Below are 20,917 nucleotides of genomic sequence, written 5' to 3'. Positions count from 1 at the left end.
TCAGGCCCTCTCAGCGGTTTCGGTGGTGTGGTTCGGCCGGTCGTATCTGGTGACGATCACCCGGCGCGGCGCGGTATCCGGGCCGGTGTCGAGCATCAGCGAATGCGCCCGCACGTCGTAGAGCGCGCTGACCGTCTCGCCGGTGAGCAGCTCGGCGACCGGGCCGGTCCTGACGTCGGTGCCGCCGAACATCAGCATCGCGGTATCGGCGATCTCCATCGCGTGATCGGGATGGTGGGTGGTCAGCACCACCGCACGGCCCTCATCGGCCAGCTCGCGCAGCAACCGCAGAATCCGCCCCTGATTGTGCAGATCGAGGGCGGACGCGGGTTCGTCGAGGACGCAGATCGCGCTCTGCGCGGCGATCATCCGCGCGATGAGCACGAGCTGGCGTTCCCCGCCGCTGAGACCGGGATAGTCACGGTCGGCGAGCTCGGCGAGGCCGACGCGATCCAGCGCCGCCAGCGCGATCTCGCGATCACGGCGCCCCGGCACGGCCAGCACGCGCAGGTGGCGCGCCCGGCCCATCAGCACCATGTCGAACACGGAGTAGGCGAACGTGGATCGATGGCTCTGCGGGACGAACCCGATCGGACCATCCGCGCGCACGCGCCCCTCCGTGGGTGCGGTCAGGCCCGTGACACACTGCAACAGCGTCGACTTGCCCCGGCCGTTCGGTCCGAGGACCGCGAGGACCTCGCCAGCCCGGCAGCGACAGTCGACCGCACGGAACAGCCACTCCCCCTGTCGATCGTGGGTGAATCCGAGTCCGTCGAGCATCAGGTCCGCGCCCTCAGTCATCGGACCACATCCGTCGACGGCTGCGTTGTAGCAGGACCAGGAAGACCGGCGCGCCGATGAGAGCCGTCAGCACTCCCAGCGGTATCTCGGCGGCCCCGAGATTGCGGGTGACCGTGTCGATCACCGTCAGATAGGCGGCTCCGAGAGCGATACTCACCGGGATCAGCACCCGATGGTCAGGGCCGACCCACAACCGCGCCAGATGCGGGACGACCAGCCCCACCCACCCGATGACCCCGCTCACCGCGACCGCGCCCGCCACGATGGCGGCCACCGCGACCAGCAACGTCCAGCGCAACCGGGCGGGGTGCACGCCGAGGGTGGCCGCGTCGTTGTCGCCGAGGGAGAGCAGATTGATCCGCCATCGCAGGGCATAGATCAACGCGCCACCGAGCAGGACGGGCACGGCCGCGATCGCCACCTTGCCGTAGGTCGCGGTGGCGAGACTGCCGAGCAGCCAGAACACGATGGACTGCAATTCACCGTAGGGGTCGGCGAGGTAGGTCAGCAGGGAGACCAGCGCGGAGAAGAACGCGCCGACCACGATTCCGGACAGCACGATCGTCAGCGGTGGCGCGGGCCCGCGCGTGCGGCTGGTCAGGAATACCGCGACCAGCGCCAGCAGACCGAACCCGAACGCGCCGAGTACCAGTGCCGCCGAACCGAGCCCGAGCACGATCGCGAGCGCACCGCCGAACGACGCACCCGAGGAGACGCCGATGATCTGCGAACTCACGATCGGATTGCCGAACACCGCCTGCAGTACCACCCCGCAGACCGCCAGACCCGCACCGATCAGCATCGACAGCACCACCCGCGGCAGCCGGACCCGCAGCACAGCCGCTTCCTGGGCTTGCGACCAGGTCGGGTCCAACGGCAGCACCTGACCGAGCAGAATCCGGGTCACATCGCCGGTGCCGACCGAGTACCGGCCGACGCCGAGGGCGAGGATCGCGATGGCGATCACCGCGATGGGCAGCCCGATCGCGGCGGCGCGGCGGCGGGTCCGCATAGCTCGGCGGCGCGGAAGTCCGGAACGCGCTGGTTCAGCGACCGAAATCCGCATAGTCCGACGATCCAGCGTTGGCACGTACCTGCAAGATGGTGTCCAGCTGCGCGGCGCTCGGTGCGGTGCCGTACAGGAATTCGTAGTCGCGCACTACCCCCGAACGCAGACCGGGCGCACCGGTGCGGCGCACCAGTCCGGCGAGCCACTCCCACATCAGCGGCGATTCCTGGCTCGGCGGGTCCCACCGGTAGCCGCCGAGCGGCACCTTGTAGACGCGGCGCTCCCGGACCGCGCGCAAGCTAGCCAGCGCCGGGTTGCCGTAGAGATCGGCGGGCAGCGCCGGGCCGAAGTTGCCCAGCAAGATGATGTCAGGGTCCCAGGCCAGCAGTTGTTCGATGCCGATGGTGGCGCGCTGCTGGGCGATCGCGCCCGCCGGGTTCCTGGCACCGACCAATTCGGTGACGAAATGGTTGTACGAGCCGGCGCCTGCCACTGGAAAACCATCCGCATCGCCGAACATGTACAGCACCGAAGGTGACGTGCCCGTCGGTCTGCGTTCGGTCAGCCGGGTACGCCGCGCGCGCATACCGTCGACGATCCGCTTGGATCGCTCCTGAGCACCGAGCAGTTCGCCGTAGAGCGTGACGGCACCCTCTAGATCGTCCTGCGTGCCGTAGGTGAGCGAGACCACCGTGAGGCCCGCGTTGGTGAGCGGGTCGAGAATGCCGGCCCCGCGATCACCCCACTGGATCACCACATCGGGCTCGGCGGCCAGGACGCTCTCCACATTGGGCGCGAACTCCGCGCCTGCCACATCGGTGCGGACCGACAGCAATTGCGGATAGACCTCGCCGAGGAATCCGGTGCGGATGGCGCTCGCCGATGCGGCGTTCATGCCCGCCAGCACATCGGGGCGGCCTGCCACCGCGATCATCATCGAGGCTGCGGGCATCGGGATCGTGACGACGCGCCGTACCGGTCCGGGCAGCACGACGGTCCGGCCTGTCAGGTCGGTCACCGTCGGTCCGGCACCGGCATTCGCCGCATCCCCCCGTCCGCAGGCCGCGACCGCGGGCAGCGCGGCGGCGGCGAGCATGCCCGTCAGCCAACGTCGGCGGGTGATTACAACACCGGTGGATCTCGTGTCCGGCATGGTCGTTCCTCTCGCGGCGGAGACCGGACACGAGAACAGCATTCGCCGCGGGTGCCTCGTGGGCACACGAGTCGCAGACCGCTCGCCGGTACCGGACGACGCGGATGAATGACCGCCTCGGGGTCCGCGCCCCTGGTGGTGTCCGCGGCAGGTCAGTCTCCTGACTCCCGGATCGGCGCGGGCCCCGACCTTCCAGCCCTTCGGCCGTGGTCGTCGTTGGGGCCCGCGCCCCGGTCACAGTGGCGGGACCGTGTCGGATTCACACCGACTTCCTGGCTCCCACCGCGGTTTTCTCGATCACCTTAGCCGACTCGACCCACGGCCGATGGGGCCGAGTAGCAGCGCGTGCGGCAAGCTGGTGGCCGCGCGATCCTCGAATACCGGATCCCGTGGCAGACCTCGGCGAATTCAACCGCGACATCATCGACAGGATCGAAGTCGTCCGTCGCGTCGACGCACCGCTGCCCGACCAGGCGTGAACCTTCAGACTGCTCGATCCAGCATCGCCGCGCGGATCTTCGCGACCGCGGCCTGCGGGTCGTCGGCCCAGAACGCGACGGTGCTCACCGTGAAGTCGCCCTGTGGAGTGTGGAAGGTCTGGGGTTCGGTCAGGATGACGCGGATGTTCGTCGAGCTGCCGATGATCACGGCGAGTGTCTCGTCGCCTGTTCCGGTGAGCTGCAACGATTTCGCGCCGTCGTAGGCCCGCAGATCGTGGCGGACGGCCCGGATGTCGGCGAGCGCGATGTCGAGGGCGACGCGGCGCAGGTAGCGCACGCGTAGCAGGTCGCCGGTGAGCACGTGTGGATACATGTGGTGCGCGGCCAGCATCCCCACCATCCACAACAATCCCCAGACCCCTAGCGCCAGCGCGACAATCCGCGCCGCGGGCCACGGAATCAGCAGGTGAACCGCCGGGATCTCCACGGCACTGACCACGATGAACGCCCAGATGACCGCCGACACCGCACCCGCGTACCGAATCGGCGTGCCGCAGCCGGTGTCGGGGCGGCGGGCGGCTACCCGCGCCAGGCTCACCCATATGTCGACTTCGAGACGAACGAAAGACCGTGCGAGCTGGGTGATCGGGCGCATGGGACCCTCCTTTTCAATACACTCGCATTGTAAAGAGGTGACGCACAGCAATACAAGTGCATTGTGAAAAGATGGGCTGATGCCGAAGCGGGTGGATCACAGTTCTCGACGCGCGACGATCAGCGATGCGGTGATGCGTCTACTCGCCCGCGACGGCCTCGAGTCGATCAGTCTGCGCCATGTCGCCACCGAGGCAGGGGTCTCCACGGGCCAGGTGCAGCACTATTTCCCCAGCAAGGAAGCGATGATGGAGTTCGCCACCTCCACCATCGCCGACCGGATCGCCGCCCGAATCTCCGCAGCGGGCCCCGACCCCGACCTACCGCAGATGCTCACCGCACTGCTCCCCACCGACCCCGAATCGGCCGCCGACGCCCGCATCCTGATCGGCTACCTGGCCTTCGCCTCGGTCCGCCCCCAGATCGCCGAAACCCTGGCAACCAACGGCCTCGGCTTCCGCGACCACGTCGCCGCCATGATCACCCACCACCCCGACCCGACGACCGCCGCCGACACCCTCCTCGCCCTACTCGACGGCCTCGCCCTCCACGTCACCATCGGCCAACTCTCACCCGAGAGGGCCCGAGCCCTGCTGATCGGCGCAATCGACGACATATAGGCCCCCTCACCAATCCACCGATCGTCATATTACGAATCTCTGATATTATGAATATAGGGGAATCAAAATATGGAGGCGTGATGGCGACGACAGTGGAGATCCCGGACGAGCTACTCGCCGAAGCATTGCGCCTCACAGGCCTGCCGACGAAGAAGGCCGTCATCAATCTCGCGATGTCGGAGCTCGTGCAGGGCTACCGCCAGCGCGAGGCGCTGGCACGACTCAAGCGTATGAATCACAACCCCTTTCTGACCGCCGATGAACTGACAGCCGATCAGGACGAACCCCGATGACAGCGATGACCGTTCGCCCGCGGTATCTCGTCGACCAATCGGTCATGTCGCACTATCGAACGAACGCAGCCGTCGAACGTGCCATCGACGAACTCGCGGTCACGGGCGCGCTGTGCTCGTCGACGGTGACGATGGACGAGGCGAGGTTCAGCGCCCGCAACGCCGCCGACCTGGGCTACCTCACCGAGCTGTACAGATCCGTCTTCCACTGGCTCCCCGCGGACGACATGGTGGAGGCGACCGTGCGCCGAATCCGCACGGCACTGTGGAAAATCGGCGCGGGCCGTGGCGCCCAGACCACCGATGTTCAGATCGCTGCTGTCGCCCTGCGCCACGACGCAACGGTCATCCACAACGACACCGATTTCGTCACAATCGCCCGCGCGATCCCTGAGTTCCGCCACCGTCGTATCGCGCCGAACTGATCGACAGCCCCGGTTTTCAGGGCTACCGGTCGGTCGGTTCAGGCGGCATCATCCTTCTCGTCCACTCTGTGGCAACACTTTTCGAAAATTGGGAGACAGTGTGTCGATCGGGAAATTCGTGATGGCCGGCGCGGCGATTCTGGCGCTCGGCGCGGTGGCGCCCGCTACCGCGGCGGCCGCGCCGACGGTAGCTGTCGAGGTCGCGGACAGCGGCAGTGCCGACGCGACCAGCGGGAGCGCGTTGTTGACGACGCTCATCCGGGAAATGTTCAAGCCGTGCCCGTTCAGCAGCACGGTGTGCCCGGCGACCGGCAACTGAGTTCCGCCGGATGGCCCCGACGCGACACGCGCCGGGGCCATTGTCGTGTCAGGCGGATTCGTTCCGGGCGGCCACCGCGGCAGCGGTTTCGGCCATCACCAGCTCGGCGTTGATCTGCGCACCGGCCATGGCGCCGGCTGCGGCGGCCGCGCCGACCTGTGCCGACGGGTCGGTGGCGTTGCCCGCGATCCAGACGCCGGGGACCGAGGTGCGGCCTACCGGGTCGGCGGGGATGTGGTCACCGGTGCCGGAGGGGTGCGGTTCGGGGACCAGGCCGAGATCGGTGAGGAAGGTGGCGCGGGTGTTCATCCGGGGTGCCACCACCAGGGCGTCGCGTTCGACGACGGTGCCGTCGGCGAGCTGGACACCCGTCAGGCGGCCGGTGCCGAGTACCTCGACGACCTTGCCGTCGACGATCCGAATGCCGCGTGCCGCAAGCTTTTCCGCGTCTTCCGCACTCAGCGGGTCGGCCGTGTGGGACAGGAAGACGATGTCGTCGCTGAGCTGGCTGAACAGCAGCGCCTGGTGCACCGACATGGGTCCGCTCGCCAGCACGGCGATGCGCTGGTCGCGCACCTCCCAGCCGTGGCAGTACGGGCAGTGCAGGACGTCGTGGCCCCAGTGTTCGCGCAGGCCTGCGACCTCGGGGAGCTCGTCGGCGAGTCCGGTGGCGACGAGAACGCGCCGGGCTCGCACGGTGCGACCGTCGGCGAGGGTGACCACGAATTCCTCGATGTCGGTCGACCCCGGCGCATCAGCGCCACGCTCGACCGCGACAACCTGACCCGACACCACATGCCCGCCGTATCCACGCACCTCGGCACGCCCGAGCTCGAGCAGCTCCAACGGCGGCATCCCCTCCCGGCCAAGCAGTCCGTGCACCCCCTGAGCAGGCGCGTTACGTGGCGCCCCCGCGTCGATCACGGCCACCGAGCGCCGCGAACGCGCCAGCATCAGCGCCGCGTTCAGCCCCGCGGCTCCGCCACCGAGCACCACTACGTCGTACGAATCTTCCAGCTGTGTCATCTCGACCTCCTTCGAGAATCCACAGTGCATGCCAACGGCAAATACTGGCAACCTTCTTTGCCGACATGGCAAACTGGACAGCATGGACGACCTCGATCAAACCCTCGACTCGGTCGGCCCCCGACTGCGCGCCCTGCGCAAACAGCGCCAGACCACCCTCGCCGACCTCTCCCAGGAAACCGGCATCTCGGTGAGTACCCTGTCCCGCCTGGAATCCGGCGCCCGCAAGCCCACCCTGGAGCTACTGCTCCCCCTGGCCAAGGCGCACGGCGTCACCCTCGACGAACTCGTCGACGCCCCGCCCACCGGCGACCCGCGCATCCACCTGCGCCCGATCACCCGCCACGGCATGACCATGCTCCCGCTCACCAAACGCGCGGGCGGCATCCAGGCGTTCAAGATGATCATCGCCCCCGGTGCGCGTAATCGCCCGGACACCCCGCAGGTCCACGAGGGCTACGAATGGCTGTACGTGCTCAACGGCCGTCTGCGCCTGATCCTCGGCGACAACGAAGTCATCCTCGCGCCTGGCGAGGCCGCCGAATTCGACACCCATGTCCCGCACTGGTTCGGTGCCGCCGACGAACAATCGGTCGAATTCCTCAGCCTCTTCGGCAAACAGGGCGAACGCGCCCACTTCCGCGCCCGCCCGAAGGCCTGACAGCGGCGGGTCATGACCTCGAGGCCCTGACCCGCCGCCCTGCTCAGCCGAGCGTGAAGCTCGCGCGCCCCGAGATGTGCTCGAGCTCCTGATGCTGCGGCATGGTTTCGTCGGTGGTCACGATCCAGGCCTCGACCCGGCCCTTGCCGGGCCCGGTGCCCATGCCGACGATCACGCTGTCCGGCAAATTCACCAGCTGACCGTTCTCGACGGCATGCGACTGCCCGTCGCTGTACCCGGAATCCAGATTGCGGAAGCGCACCGCTACCCGGTACCGCTGGCAGAAGTCGCCGGTCTGGGTGATCGTCACCTTCACACCGAACACGCCGGACTGCGGCTGCGGCACGGTCTTGGCATTGATGATCGCCGCGCAGTTGGCGCCAGGAATCCGGCTGATCGTGGGGGTGAACTGGACTACCGGATCCGAGGGGATCGCGGTAGCCGGGCCGGCGAAGCCGACCAGCGCGGCGGCGGCGGCAACAACCACGGCCGAGAACTTTCGGGAAGTGCTGTTCGTGAGAGTCATACCCTCTTCGTCGCGCCGGAGCGGCCTCCCGTTAGCCACCGTAACGGTCTCGATTTCGCATCCAAAGATGTAGTGCCACAACATATTTGGGATAAATGGAACTCATCCCATGCGGCAGCCGAGGCGGCCGCAACCAGGCATCCTCGTCCCCTGTTCGCGACACGCCACGCTGTCCGTTAACAGCGAACTCAACCCTGCGGCGCCGCGATCGACGCCGGCGCGGGCGACGACTCGACCAGCTCACCGACCACGCATACGGCACATACCATGAGGCCGAATTCTGCCGATTCCGACGCCACCCGTTCGGGGGGATGTCCATCGAATTCGATCCGTTTAGAATTCGACTCAGGAGGAATTCTCGACGCTGGCGACATGGTAATTGCTCGCGCGGAATAATCGGCTGCATCGGCAAATGAGGTATACGCCATGAATTCACAATTCCCAGATCCCGGCCATTCCGTGCCGTGTCAGCGAATTATCATTTCGGAAACAGGTTGCCGATAATATGACGCTGCAGTATCGACTTCGATGGCTTTCGCTACACGGCGTACCACGGGCAGTGCTGCGCGTTCAATCCCGGCGCGGTGACAACTTCGCCCGGATGATGGGGCCGGAAGGCATCGCCGACCCGCACCCCTACCTCGAACAGATCAGAGCGAAGGGCACGCTGGTGAAAACCCCGTTGCCCTGGGTCACCTGCGACCACGCGCTGTCCCGGGCGATCCTGCGGGACAACAGGTTCGGCGTGCGCAGCTCTGCCAGGATCGAGATACCCGAGCTGTTGCAGAAGCTGGCGAACCGGGTGCCGCCGCCGGCGAATCCGGCCGATCCGCCCGCGATGCTACGGATGAACCCGCCGGAACACACCACGATGCGCCGCCCGGTCGTCTCGGCGTTCACCCCGCGCGCGGTCAACAGGCTGCGGGACCGAGTCGAGACCGTCACCGAGGAGCTCCTCGACGCGCTGCCCTCCGGTGCGTCGGTCGATCTCGTCGAGGCGTTCGCCTCGCGTGTGCCCATCGCCATCATCTTCGAAATGCTCGGCATGCCCAGCGAAGACCAGGAGAAGTTCCTGCACTGGGGCGAGGCCATGACACCCATGCTCGACGTCGGCATCTCCTGGCGCACCTACGACCGCGCCATGCGTGCCGCCCAGGAACTCAACGACTACCTCGACCAGCACATCGAGCGGCTGCGCCGGGAACCGGGCGAAGATGTCCTGAGCAACATGATCAAGGGCGGCGACCTCGATCACTACGCTCTCAAGGCCAATACCAGCATCATCATCGGCGCCGGTTTCGAGACGACCGCCAATTTGATCAGCCATGCCGTGACCCTCTTACTGACGCACCGAGAACAACTCGACCGGCTCAGCGCTGAGCCGGAACTGTGGCCCAACGCCGTCGACGAAGTACTGCGCTACGAGCCGCCGGTGTTCATCACGGCCCGCTCCGCGCTGACCGATCTCGAGCTGGCGGGCGTCCAGTTGCCACAGGGCGCCATGATCATGCTCTCGCTCGCAGGCGCGAACCGCGATCCGGCGGTGTTCAGCGACCCCCACCGGTTCGATATCGCCCGCCCGAACGCCAACGAGCACTTGGCCTTCAGCAGTGGTGTCCACGCGTGTTTCGGCGCCAACCTGGCCCGGATGGAAGCCGGTCACGCACTGCGCGCCCTCTTCGCCCGCTTCCCCGATATGCGCCCGGCCGCCCCGCCCCGGCTTCGCTCGCAGCTGACCTTCCGTGGCTACGAGCATGTTCCGGTCGAGCTGGGTCGCAGCGTTGGCGCGACGTCTTCCGCGTCGATCGAGAATTGAATTCCGGTACCTGAAAGACGACACACCCACCAGAAGCAATTGATGCCTTCCCTGCTGCGAAAACAGCGTGTGTGACGTCGATCGATATTTCGCCACGAATGAGGTCAGCAAATGAATTCCATCCAAAACTCCCAGATCGATGCTGTCGCGGACACGCACGAGGGAATCGCCGTCGTGGGAATCGGTTGCCGTTTTCCCGGAAACGTTCACAATGTGCGCGAGTTCTGGCAACTGTTGATCGATGAACGTGACGCGGTCCGCGAGGTTCCGGCGGACCGGTGGACGGCCAGTGCCTTCTACGACCACGATGCGGGCAGGCCGGGGCACATGCGCACCCACACGGGCGGCTACCTCGACGATGTCTCGTCGTTCGACGCGCACTTCTTCGGCATCACCCCGACCGAGGCCGCCCGGATCGACCCTCAGCAGCGACTGTTCCTGGAAACGACCTGGGAGGCTCTCCAGGACGCGGGAATCCTCCCCGAGGACATCGCGGGCGAGAAGGTGGCGGTGTACGCCGGCGTTTCGGGACACGACTACGGCATCATCCAGCTCAATCCGGAGAACCGGAATCTGATCGGCGGTCACACGATGACCGGCGTCACGAATTGCATTGTGGCCAACCGTGTGTCGTATCTTCTCGACCTTCGCGGGCCGAGTATGACCGTGGACACGGCCTGTTCGTCTTCGCTGGTCGCGATTCATCTGGCGATCCGCAGCATCCGCTCCGGCGAGGCGACGATGGCGATCGTGGGCGGCGTCAGCACCCTGTTGCTGCCCGAGGCCTCGATCGGGTTCAGCCAGGGCACCTTCCTGTCCCCCGAGGGCCGGTGCCAGTCGTTCAGCAAGACCGGCGACGGCTACATCCGCAGTGAGGGCTCGGGCACGATCGTGCTCAAGCCGGTGTCCGCGGCCGTCGCCGACGGCGACCGGATCTACGCGGTACTTCGCGGTAGTGCGACGAATCAGGATGGTCGCACGACCGGCATTTCGGTCCCGAGCGAGCACGCGCAAGCGGAGATGATCCTGGACGCGTGCCGTGACGCGGGCGTCGACCCGGCCGAGGTCGGATACATCGAAGCCCATGGGACGGGTACCCCTGTCGGTGATCCCATCGAGGCGCGGGCGCTGGGCAAGGCACTGGGAGCCGGGCGCAGCGGCGCGAACGCCTGCGTCGTCGGTGCGGTGAAGTCGAACGTCGGTCACCTCGAGTCGGCGGCGGGCATGGTCGGCATCATCAAGGCGTGCCTGATCGTCGACAACGGCGAGATTCCCGCGAATCTGCATGCGGAAGAACCGAATCCGACAATTCCTTTCGACGAACTCGGGCTGCGGCTCGCGCGGACGCGCCAGCCGTGGCCGACGAGCGGGCCCAGGGTCGCTGGAGTGAATTCGTTCGGCTTCGGTGGATCCAACGCGCACGTGGTCCTGGCGTCCGCACCGGCCATCGCCCTGCCGCCCGCACCGGTGGCCGAACACGCCGACGACGTGCCGGTGTTGTTCGCCCTCAGTGCCAAGACCGGGGATGCGCTGCGTTCCTACGCCGAGAACTACGCCGATTTCCTGGCCGCACCCGACACTGCCGCGCTCGGGCTGACGGCGATCGCGTCGGCGCAGGCACGAACCCGCTCGCACTACGACCAGCGTCTGGCCCTGGTGTGCTCGTCGGTCGCGCAGTTGCGAGATACCCTGCGGGACAAGGCGAAGGACACCGAGTTCGGCCCACTGCCCAGTAGCGGGAAGACAGCGGGCGCGAAGACGGTCTTCGTGTTCTCCGGGCAGGGCCCGCAATGGTGGGCGATGGCGCGCGAACTGCTCGCGCAGGATCCGGTTTTCCGCCGGACCGTCGAGCGCGTCGACGCCGAGCTGCGCAAGCACGCCACGTGGAGTGTGCTCGAAGAACTCGGCCGCGACGAAGCCGACAGCCGAATCGGTGAGACATACATCGCGCAACCCGCGGTGTTCGCGGTCCAGCTCGGCCTGGCCGAGCTCTGGCAGAGCTGGGGCATCGTTCCCGACGCCGTCGTCGGTCACAGTATCGGTGAGGTGGCGGCCGCCGCCGTCTCGGGCGCGCTGTCGTTCGAGGACGCGGTGCGGGTGATCTTCCACCGCAGCCGCGTCCAGCAGCGAGCCTCCGGCAAGGGCACGATGCTGGCCGTCGGCCTGCCGTACCACGCGGCGGAGCAGCGCATCACCGGGTATCGCGGGCGGGTCGAGATCGCGGCGCTCAACGGCCTGGAATCGACCGCGCTGGCAGGCGATCCCGATGCCCTCGAAGAGATCAAGGACGCACTGGAGCAGGACCGGATCTTCTGCCGCATGCTCCAGGTGCGCGTCGCCTTCCACAGCCACCACATGGATCCCTTGCGCGAGGAACTGCTCACCTCGCTGGCGGGCATCACCTCGGGTCCGGCGACGGTGCCGATGTATTCGACGGTGACGGCCGACGTGGTATCGACCGGCGCGCTCGACGCCGAGTATTGGTGGCGCAATATCCGCGAACCCGTCCGGTTCGCCCCTGCCCTCGACCGCCTCATCGGCGATCAGCACCGCACCTTCATCGAACTGGGCCCGCACCCCATCCACTCGACTGCCATCGCCGAACTGCTGGACAAGCAGCAGGCCTCCGGTATCGCGGTACCGTCGCTGCATCGGAAGCAGAGCGACCGCGCGACCCTGCTGTCGTCGTTGGCCGCGCTGTACACCGCCGGATACGACCCGACCTGGGCGGCCGTCTTCGCTGACGACGCCGGGCGCGTGCCGGTGCCGTTCTATCCGTGGCAACGGGAGACCTATTGGCTGGAAACCCCGGTCTCGCGCAGCGAACGTTTCCCCTCGCTCGGGCACCCGCTCGTCGGTCCTCGCACACTGCTCGCCGACGAACCCGACAAGCACGTGTGGGAACTGACGATGGACGTCGCGACGTTCCCGTGGCTCGACGACCACCGGGTCCAGGGCCCCATCGTGTTCCCCGGCGCGGGTCATCTCGACCTCGTCGTCGGCTGCTCGACCGAAGCGTTCGGGCCGGGCAAGTACTCGATCGAGAATGTCGAATTCCGCCGTCCGCTCTTCACCTTCGACGACCGGCCCGCACCGCGGGTCCAGGTGGTGGTGACCGCCTCGATGCATTTCGGGGTGTACAGCCTGCAGCACGGTGACAAGGACTGGATCCTGCACTCGTCCGGTTCCGTGCGCCGCGGTGCACCGGACACCGAACTGCCCGTGCCGTTCGCCGACCTCGACGCGCAATGCCCGCTCGAATTCGACCCCGACAAGGTCTTCGCGAAGTTCCGGAACAACGGACTCATGCTCGGCCCGACATTCCGGGCGATCACCCAGCTGCGCTACGGCGAGCTCTGCTCGCTCGGGCGCATCGACACGCCGGAGGCCATCCGCGACGAGGCCTCGCGCCACCTGATCCATCCGGCACTGCTCGATGCCTGCTTCCAGTCGCTGTCGATCGCGATGGGCAACGACCCGAACAACGATGACAAGACGCTCTACATCCCGTTCGACATCAAACGATTCAGTTTCCACGCCGCGGCGGGCAAGCGCGTGTATTGCTACGGGCAAGCCAACATCCTCGACGACCCCGCCTACTGCGAGGGCGATCTGTGGCTGCTCAACGAAGACGGCACACTGGTTGCCCACTTCGAGGGGTTCAAAGGCAAGTCGATCACCCAGCCGACCGAGGATCGCGACTCGCTCCTGCAGTGGCTCTACGAGTACCGATGGCACGCGGCACCGGTACGCCTGAAGACGCTGCTGCCCGCCGATTTCGTGCCGCCCACCGAGGTGCTGGCGGCCGCGGTCGACCCGATCCTCGACGAGGTTCGCACGTGGTCGCTCAACCGTGAGTACCACGCGAGCACCGAAGCGGCGATGAACCAGCTCTGCATCGACTACGTGACCGAGGCGTTCCATCAGCTCGGCATGGACTTCGCCGTCGGCCGACGATTCACCCTCGACGAGATCGCCCACGAGCTGGGTGTGCACGACAAGCACCGCGACTACCTCGCCCGCCTGCTGGAACTGCTGTCCCGGCACGCGATCACCGGCACCGAGGGCGACGGCTGGCAGTTGCGCACGGTCCCCGAACGGGTGGACACCGCTGCCGTACTCGCGAGATTGCGCGCGCAGCATCCCGAATGCGAGGCCGAGTACGCGGTGCTGGAGCGCTGCGGCACGGAGCAGGCCGCGGTCCTTCGCGACGAGGTCAACCCGATCGAGCTCATCTTCCCGCAGGCCGAGTACCAATCGGTGGTCGACCTCTACGAGACCTCGTTCTCGTTCGAGCGGTGCAACCGCACGGTCGCGAAGCTGATCGCCGAGGCGGTGCGGGCCCTGCCGGCGGACCGGCCGATCCGGGTGCTCGAAATCGGCGCGGGCACGGCGGGTACCACCGGCTGGATCCTGGACGAATTGCCGGCCGACCGCGCGGAATACGTCTTCACCGATATCGGCCAACTGTTCCTGAACAAGGCGCGAGGGCGTTTCACCGAGTTCGGCTTCGTGGACTACCGAATCCTCGACATCGAGAAGGACATCGTCGAGCAAGGCTTCGACCAGCACTATTTCGACATCGTCGTCGCGGCGAACGTGCTGCACGCCACCGAGGATCTGCGGGTCACGCTCGGCAATGTCGACCAGCTCCTCACCTCCGGCGGACTGATGCTCGTCGTCGAGGAGACCAACCCACCGCACTGGGTCGACTTGACCTTCGGCATGACCGACGGGTGGTGGCGGTTCACCGACCACGACCTGCGGCCCCACTATCCGTTGCTGTCGGAGGCAACCTGGCAGGAGTTCCTGCCGGGCGTCGGCTTCGAACACGTCCAGATCTTCTCCGACATGACCGGTACCGAGCAGACCGGCTGCTCGGTGATCGCGGCGCGGGCACCGCACCGCGACCTCACCCCCCATCAGCCGCGCATCGAGCCGGGCCCGTGGGTGGTGCTGGCCGACGCCGACGGCGTCGCCGAGGACTTCCTCGCCCGGCTCGGTGCGTCCGCGGCGGGCAGTGTGATGGTCACTCGCGCAGCGTCCTTCGAACAGCTCGACGACCACAGCTTCCAGGTCGACCCGACCAGCGCTACCGACCTTCGGCGCGTCCTCGAGCAGGTTCGGGGCTCGGCGGGCGCGGTGGCCGGCGTCGTGCACCTGTGGAATCTGGACTTCGCCGCGGCCGAACTCACGGCCGAACTGCTCACCGAGGTGGAGCGGCACGGCGCGTACAGCGTGATCGCGGCGGCGCAAGCGGTAGATCAGCTGGATTGGGTTGCCGCGCCGCGGTTCTGGGTGGCAACGGCCGGCGGTCCGGTCGTCGTGCCGGGTGACCGCACCGCCCCGTCACAGCTGCCGAGCTGGGGCATCCTGCGGGTGCTGCTCAGCGAGCACAGCAGCCTGCGGGCCAAGATCATCGACTTCGATCCCGGCTCAGGAGCCGACGCTCGCTCGGCGCAACTGTTCGACGAACTGTTGCACGTGCGGACCCTGGAGGAAGAGGTCGCCTTCCGCGGTGCGGCCCGCTTCATCGACCGCTTCGAGCATCTCTCACTCGCCGAATTCGAGGCCTCGACCGCGATCTCGACCACCCCAGCCGGCGAACGCCCGTTCGTCTTGCCCGTTCCCGCCGCATCCGGCATCGACGAACTCCGCTACGAGAGCGCGACACTGCCTGCCGTCGGCCCGGACGATGTCGTCATCCGTCCGGCGGCGACCGGCCTGAACTTCCGCGACATCATGCTGACCCTCGGCGTGCTGTCCGACGGCGCGGTCTCCGGTGGCTTCTACGACAGGAACATCGGCGTGGAGTGCGCGGGCCGGGTGATCCAGGTCGGCTCGCGGGTCACTTCCTTCGCTCCCGGTGACGAGGTGATCGCCTTCGCCCGTGGTTGTTTCGGTTCGGCGGTGGTCACCCCGGCGCAACACGTGTACCCGGCACCGGCCAACCTGTCGGCCGCGGACGCGGCGACGCTGCCGATGGCCTACCTGACCGCGTGGTACGCGTTGGTCGAGGTGGGCCGCCTGCGTGCGGGCGATCGAGTACTCGTACACGCCGCCGCCGGTGGTGTCGGCCTGGCCGCGCTGCACATCGCGCAGCGGCTCGGCGCGACGGTTCTCGCGACCGCGGGCAGCCCGGAGAAGCGGGAGTATCTGAGCTCGCTCGGTGTGGAAGGGGTCTTCGATTCTCGTTCGCTGTCCTTCGCCGACGAGATCCGCCGGCGCTACGACGGCGTCGACATCGTATTGAATTCGCTACAGGGCGAGACCATTCCGAAGAGCCTGGAGCTGCTGCACTCGCACGGCCGGTTCATCGAGATCGGCAAGAAGGACATCTACGAGGACTACAAGCTGGGATTGAAGCCGTTCGGCAACAACCTGAGCTACTCGGCCGTCGACATCGACCGCATGTTGCTCGAGTCGCCCGCCCGCTGTCGTGAGGCGATGACCGCGGTCCTCGAGCACGTCACCGCGGGCACATTGCCCAGCTTGCCGCACACTGATTTCGCTGCCGCGCAGGTGTCCTCGGCCTTCCGGTACATGGCGGGAGCCCACCAGATCGGCAAGGTCGTCGTCGAATTCGATGCCGACACCGAGGTACTCGTCCATCCGGGCGCCACCGACGCGCAATCCTTCGATCCCGACGGCACCTACCTGATCACCGGTGGCTACACCGGCTTCGGCCTGCGCACCGCGCAGTGGCTCGCGGGCAAGGGCGCGCGCACCATCGTGCTCGTCGGCCGTCGAGCGCAAGTGGATGCCGAGAACGAGCAGCAGATCGCCGGCTTGCGCGCCGCGGGCGTCGACGTGGTGCTCGAACGAGCCGATGTCTCGGTCGAAGCCGAGGTCGTGAGCATGCTGGAGCGGATATCGACGCTCCCGCCGCTGCGCGGTGTCTACCACGCCGCTATGGTCATCGCCGACGGCCCGCTCGCCACGATGACCGAGGAGGAGTTCCTGCGGGCCGTGCGACCGAAGGTCGACGGCGCCTGGCATCTGCACACCCACACCAGGGCGCTCGACCTGGACGCGTTCGTGATGTTCTCGTCGATGAGCTGGAATGTCGGCACGCCCGGCCAGGCCAACTACGCCGCGGCCAACGGATTCCTCGACGCGCTGGCCGTCCATCGCCACCAGCTCGGGTTGCCCGCGCTCACCGTCAACTGGGGTGCGATCGGCGAAGTAGGGTTCGTCGCGCGCAACAAGCTGGACACGCTGTCGTGGCTGGGATGGACATCGATCTCGCCCGACCACGCGCTCGACTTCATCGGCCGCTGCTTGGTTCATGGCGTCGAACGCGCCAGCGTCTTCGGGGTGAACTGGGCGAAGATGAACCAGGTCATGCCGATCGTGCGGAGTTCGCCGCGGCTCGCGCATCTCGCGGTGCACGACACCGCGGGTTCGGCTGCCGCGTTCGGCACCGAGGGACTGCGCACGGAGCTGTTCGAGCTCACCGACGAAGACCGCCTGCCACGACTGACAACAGCACTGGCACAGCAGATCTCGCGGATCTTCGACATGCCCGTCGAGCGCCTGGCCCGCGATGTCGGCCTGACCGACCTCGGGATGGACTCGCTGATGGCGGGCCAGATCCGCAACATGCTGGCCAAGCACCTGGAGATCGACTTCCCGACCATGGGCCTGATGCGCGGTCCGACGATCACCGAACTGGCCGGGGAGGTCCTCGCGCAGGTCAACGGCGAATCCAGCGGCGTCGCGCCGGCGCCGGTGGAGGCCACCGGCCCGGAACGCTGGATGCGCACCGTGGTCGGCCGGTCCAACACCGCCTCGATCCGACTGTTCGCGCTGCCCTTCGTCGGTGGTGGCGCCTCGGTGTTCACCCCGTGGCCCGGCCACCTGCCCGACTCCGTCGAGACGGTGGGAGTCCAGTTCCCCGGCCGTGAGGAGCGACTCGACGACGCCGCGGTGGACTCGATGCCGGAGTTCGTCGCCCAGCTGGCCGAGGCGATGCTGCCCTACCTCGACCGAACCTTCGTGATCTATGGGCACAGCATGGGCGGGCTGCTCGCCTACGAGCTCACCAAATACCTCGAACAGCATTACAACGAGGTGCCGATGAAGCTCGTGATCGGTGGCTGGCCTGCTCCGACACTGGTCGAGAAGTACGTGCGGAATCTGGCCCACATCCGCGACGGCTTCGATCTCGACAGCGCGTCCGACAGCCGGGTACTCGAGGTCCTGCGCGACAACAAGCTGCTCGACATCCCGGTAGCCGAGGAAGCGTCGATCCTGCATTGGCTCCCGTCGATCCGGGCGGATCTGAAGATGCTCGGCGACTACCGATTCGAGCACGGATACACGCTGCGAGCCCCGATCTCGGTGCTGCGCGGCGCCGATGACCCGGTGTTCGACGACGACCAGATGCAGGGCTGGGGCAAGTTGACCAGCGGCGGGTTCTCGCTGTCGTCGGTGCCCGGTGGTCACCTGTTCATCCAGAACGCGGACCCGAGTGTGCTGCGCACGCTCGCCGAGGAGCTGTCCGTCGAGGACGCCTTCCCGGATTTCACCAGCCTGGCGTACGGGCGCTGAGCCGAACACAGTTCAACATCTCGAACGGGGAACAACGATGGAACAGACAAAGCGGTACGACGTCGTGATCTGTGGTGGCGGCCTGGCCGGGCTGACACTGTCACGACAGCTCGCGCGGACCATGCCCGACCTCTCGGTACTGGTCTTGGAGCGCAGTGGACGCGAAATCCGGGACGGCGCGTTCAAGGTGGGTGAGGCGACGGTCGAGGGCGGTGCCCACTACTTCGGCGAACAGCTCGGCCTCACCGGGTACTTGAATCGGCGGCACCTGCACAAACTCGGACTACGAATGTTCTTCGGAGATTCGCAGGGCCCGCTCGAGATTCGGCCGGAGCTGGGGGCCCGGCGGTTCCCGCGGGTGACGTCCTATCAGATCGACCGCGGCCGATTCGAACGAGACCTGCGTGAGGGAATCCACGAGCTCGGGACCGATCTCATCGAGCGGGCGAAGGTTCTCGACATCGAGCTCTCCGACTCCGACGCGGACCACATCGTGCACTTCGAGGTGGACGGCGAGAGCGGCGAACAGCAGGTGCGGGCGCGCTTCGTCGTCGACGCATCGGGCAGGCAGCGGCTGTTGCAGCGCAAACTCGGCCTGAGCGCGCCGAGCCCGCACAAGATCAATTCGGCGTGGTGGCGCTTTCGCGGCGAATACGACGTGGAGCGAATGACCGACACCACGAACCCGGCGTGGCGGCCGCCCACGCAGGAACGCCGATGGTTCTCCACCAATCATCTGATGGGCACCGGGTACTGGGTGTGGATGATCCCGCTGTCCTCCGGGAACACCAGCGTCGGCATCGTCACCGACGACACGATCCACCCGTTCAGCACCTACGGAACCGAGAAGAAGGCCCGGCAGTGGATCGGCGAGCACGAGCCGACGCTGGCCTCGTTCATCGACGGTGCCGAGCAGCTCGACTTCTTGCAGGTGCGCAACGCGAGTTACGCCTCGAAGCAGATCTTCTCCCATCAGCGATGGGCCTGCGTCGGCGAGGCAGGCATCTTCCTCGATGCCTTCTACAGCCCGGGGTCGGACTACATCGCCTACACCAACACGATCACCACACGCATGATCGAACTCGATCGCCGGGGCCGGCTGACCGCCGAGGTCGCCCAGACCTTCAATCAGCTGATGCTCGAGGACATGTGGCCGAACTATCTAGGGATGTACCACCAGAACTACTCGATTTTCGGCAGCGCCCCCGCCATGTTCACGAAGGTGATGTGGGATACCTCGTTCTACTGGGCATTGCCTTCGCAACTGCTGTTCCGAGGGTTGATCGGCAACGAAGACGCGGCGGCCGAATTCCATCCGATCGCTAGCCGATTCAAGGGAATTCAGGCTCGCATGCAGGCGAATCTGCGCGCTTTCGGCGCGCAGGCCCCGCAGCCGGACAAGTACTTGTTCGTGGAATACAGCAAGGTGCCGATCTGCGCGCAGCTGCACCTCGACCTGCTCACCGAGAAGACCGCCGATCAGACGTTCCGCGATATGCGGCGCAATGTCGACCGGCTGGAAGCGTGGGCGGACTCCTTCGAGCAGGAGGTCGGCGCGCGGTTCGACCTGCCGACAAGGTCACCGGCAGTCGCCGGCAGCCGGTGACCGAACAGACCGAGAGGAGCGGAAAAGTGACACAGTTCGAAGGCCGGGTAGCCGTCATCACCGGCGGCAGTCGTGGAATCGGCAAGGCGCTGGCGCTGGCGCTCGCCGAACGCGGCGCGTCCATCGTCATCGGTGCGAAGACGATGGAGGCCGGTGGCCGACTGCCCGGCAGCGTGCCGGATACGGTGCGGGAGATCGAGGAACGAGGCGCACAGGCCCTCGGCGTGCGCTGCGATGTCCGCGACGAGGCGGACTTGAAGAACCTGGTGGACCGGACGATCGAGCGGTTCGGCCGACTCGACATCCTGGTCAACAACGCGGGTGCCATGTGGTTGCAGTCGGTCGAGCACACCCCACACAAGCGATACGACCTGGTGATGGCCATCAACGCCAGGGCTCCGTTCCTGCTGGCGCACCACTGCATTCCGCATATGCGCCAGGGTGGGTGGGGCCACATCGTCAACCTCAGCCCCCCGCTGGATCCAGCGGGCCTCCAGCGCATGGGCGGCAAGGTGGCCTACATGTCGTCGAAACTCAACGCCACCCTACTGACCCTCGGTCTGGGAAAAGAGATCGCGGCGGACGGCATCGCCTGCAACACGATCTGGACGCGCACGCTGATCGGCACCCTCGCGACCCAGAATCTCGGCATCGGTAGCCCGGCGGATTGGCGAACCGAGGACATCGTCGTCGATGCCATCCTGGCTGTCCTGGAACAGGACCCGGCGACGTTCACCGGAAACGCTCTGATGGACGACGAAGTCCTGGCGCAGTACAAGGGGATGACCGACCTGTCGCGGTACCGGTTCGTCCCCGATACCGAGCCGACCCCGATGACGTGGGAACGCTGGGACCTGATCGCCGAGGTCGCCCAGCAGATGTACTTCTCCGCACTGGCGGCTACTACCGAGGCGAAGGCGTCGCCCGGCGCGTGAAACTCGCGCGCGCCTACCCGAACGCGATGTCACCGACCTGCTCATTACCGGTCGCTATTCGGGTAGGCTCGCCAGTGGAA

The 20,917-nt window shown here is 66.8% G+C and carries 15 protein-coding genes and 1 riboswitch; of the genes, 9 read left to right on the top strand and 6 right to left on the bottom strand.

What is annotated here, in order from left to right; genetic code table 11:
- From ACFWPK_RS14725 to ACFWPK_RS14710, 4 genes are all read right to left on the bottom strand, one after another.
- Positions 1–801, bottom strand: a complete 801-nt coding sequence (locus tag ACFWPK_RS14725; RefSeq protein WP_378915612.1) for an ABC transporter ATP-binding protein — start codon at positions 799–801, stop codon at positions 1–3.
- Positions 794–1,867 carry a FecCD family ABC transporter permease gene (locus tag ACFWPK_RS14720; RefSeq protein ID WP_378915610.1) on the bottom strand — a complete coding sequence of 358 codons (1,074 nt, stop codon included), beginning with the start codon at positions 1,865–1,867 and terminating at the stop codon, positions 794–796. The genes ACFWPK_RS14725 and ACFWPK_RS14720 overlap by 8 nt, the downstream gene beginning before the upstream one ends.
- Positions 1,848–2,963 carry an ABC transporter substrate-binding protein gene (locus ACFWPK_RS14715; protein WP_378915608.1) on the bottom strand — a complete coding sequence of 372 codons (1,116 nt, stop codon included), beginning with the start codon at positions 2,961–2,963 and terminating at the stop codon, positions 1,848–1,850. Before ACFWPK_RS14715 ends, ACFWPK_RS14720 begins: the two co-directional genes overlap by 20 nt.
- A gap of 132 nt (positions 2,964–3,095) precedes the next feature.
- Positions 3,096–3,283, bottom strand: a riboswitch (cobalamin riboswitch).
- A 163-nt stretch (positions 3,284–3,446) separates the two neighbouring features.
- Complete coding sequence (locus ACFWPK_RS14710) at positions 3,447–4,058, bottom strand: hypothetical protein (protein WP_378915606.1); 612 nt, start codon at positions 4,056–4,058, stop codon at positions 3,447–3,449.
- Between the two features lie 79 nt (positions 4,059–4,137).
- Between ACFWPK_RS14710 and ACFWPK_RS14705 the strand changes: the two genes are divergently transcribed.
- From ACFWPK_RS14705 to ACFWPK_RS14690, 4 genes are all read left to right on the top strand, one after another.
- Complete coding sequence (locus tag ACFWPK_RS14705) at positions 4,138–4,677, top strand: TetR/AcrR family transcriptional regulator (RefSeq protein WP_378915604.1); 540 nt, start codon at positions 4,138–4,140, stop codon at positions 4,675–4,677.
- A gap of 80 nt (positions 4,678–4,757) precedes the next feature.
- Complete coding sequence (locus ACFWPK_RS14700) at positions 4,758–4,970, top strand: type II toxin-antitoxin system VapB family antitoxin (protein ID WP_378915602.1); 213 nt, start codon at positions 4,758–4,760, stop codon at positions 4,968–4,970.
- Positions 4,967–5,395 (top strand): PIN domain-containing protein, encoded by a 429-nt coding sequence (locus tag ACFWPK_RS14695; RefSeq protein WP_378915600.1) that lies wholly within the window; start codon positions 4,967–4,969, stop codon positions 5,393–5,395. The genes ACFWPK_RS14700 and ACFWPK_RS14695 overlap by 4 nt, the downstream gene beginning before the upstream one ends.
- 100 nt (positions 5,396–5,495) lie before the next feature.
- The gene (locus ACFWPK_RS14690) at positions 5,496–5,714 is read left to right on the top strand and encodes a hypothetical protein (protein ID WP_378915598.1); all 219 of its coding nucleotides are present in this window, start codon (positions 5,496–5,498) and stop codon (positions 5,712–5,714) included.
- Between the two features lie 48 nt (positions 5,715–5,762).
- Here the strand turns inward: ACFWPK_RS14690 and ACFWPK_RS14685 are convergent, their stop codons facing one another.
- Positions 5,763–6,740 carry an NAD(P)/FAD-dependent oxidoreductase gene (locus ACFWPK_RS14685; RefSeq protein WP_378915596.1) on the bottom strand — a complete coding sequence of 326 codons (978 nt, stop codon included), beginning with the start codon at positions 6,738–6,740 and terminating at the stop codon, positions 5,763–5,765.
- 82 nt (positions 6,741–6,822) lie between these two features.
- Here ACFWPK_RS14685 and ACFWPK_RS14680 point away from each other — a divergent pair, with 82 nt between their 5' ends.
- Positions 6,823–7,401, top strand: a complete 579-nt coding sequence (locus tag ACFWPK_RS14680) for a helix-turn-helix domain-containing protein (protein ID WP_378915594.1) — start codon at positions 6,823–6,825, stop codon at positions 7,399–7,401.
- A gap of 43 nt (positions 7,402–7,444) precedes the next feature.
- Here the strand turns inward: ACFWPK_RS14680 and ACFWPK_RS14675 are convergent, their stop codons facing one another.
- Positions 7,445–7,927, bottom strand: a complete 483-nt coding sequence (locus tag ACFWPK_RS14675) for a hypothetical protein (protein ID WP_378915592.1) — start codon at positions 7,925–7,927, stop codon at positions 7,445–7,447.
- Between the two features lie 601 nt (positions 7,928–8,528).
- On the opposite strand from ACFWPK_RS14675, the gene ACFWPK_RS14670 reads away from it, so the two are divergent.
- The 4 genes from ACFWPK_RS14670 (at position 8,529) to ACFWPK_RS14655 (ending at position 20,837) form a co-directional block, all read left to right on the top strand.
- A complete protein-coding gene (locus ACFWPK_RS14670; RefSeq protein ID WP_378915590.1) occupies positions 8,529–9,743 on the top strand; it encodes a cytochrome P450 in 1,215 nt (404 codons plus the stop codon).
- Between the two features lie 111 nt (positions 9,744–9,854).
- Complete coding sequence (locus ACFWPK_RS14665) at positions 9,855–18,296, top strand: SDR family NAD(P)-dependent oxidoreductase (protein WP_378915588.1); 8,442 nt, start codon at positions 9,855–9,857, stop codon at positions 18,294–18,296.
- A gap of 37 nt (positions 18,297–18,333) precedes the next feature.
- Positions 18,334–19,902 (top strand): NAD(P)/FAD-dependent oxidoreductase, encoded by a 1,569-nt coding sequence (locus ACFWPK_RS14660; protein ID WP_378915586.1) that lies wholly within the window; start codon positions 18,334–18,336, stop codon positions 19,900–19,902.
- Positions 19,903–19,928: 26 nt separating this feature from the next.
- A complete protein-coding gene (locus ACFWPK_RS14655) occupies positions 19,929–20,837 on the top strand; it encodes an SDR family oxidoreductase (RefSeq protein WP_378915584.1) in 909 nt (302 codons plus the stop codon).
- The last annotated feature ends 80 nt before the right edge of the window (positions 20,838–20,917 follow it).

The organism is Nocardia sp. NPDC058519, from assembly GCF_042719755.1.
Taxonomy (GTDB): Bacteria; Actinomycetota; Actinomycetes; order Mycobacteriales; family Mycobacteriaceae; genus Nocardia.
Note: the sequence above shows the minus strand (reverse complement) of the source record. Positions and strands in the feature narration are given on the sequence as shown.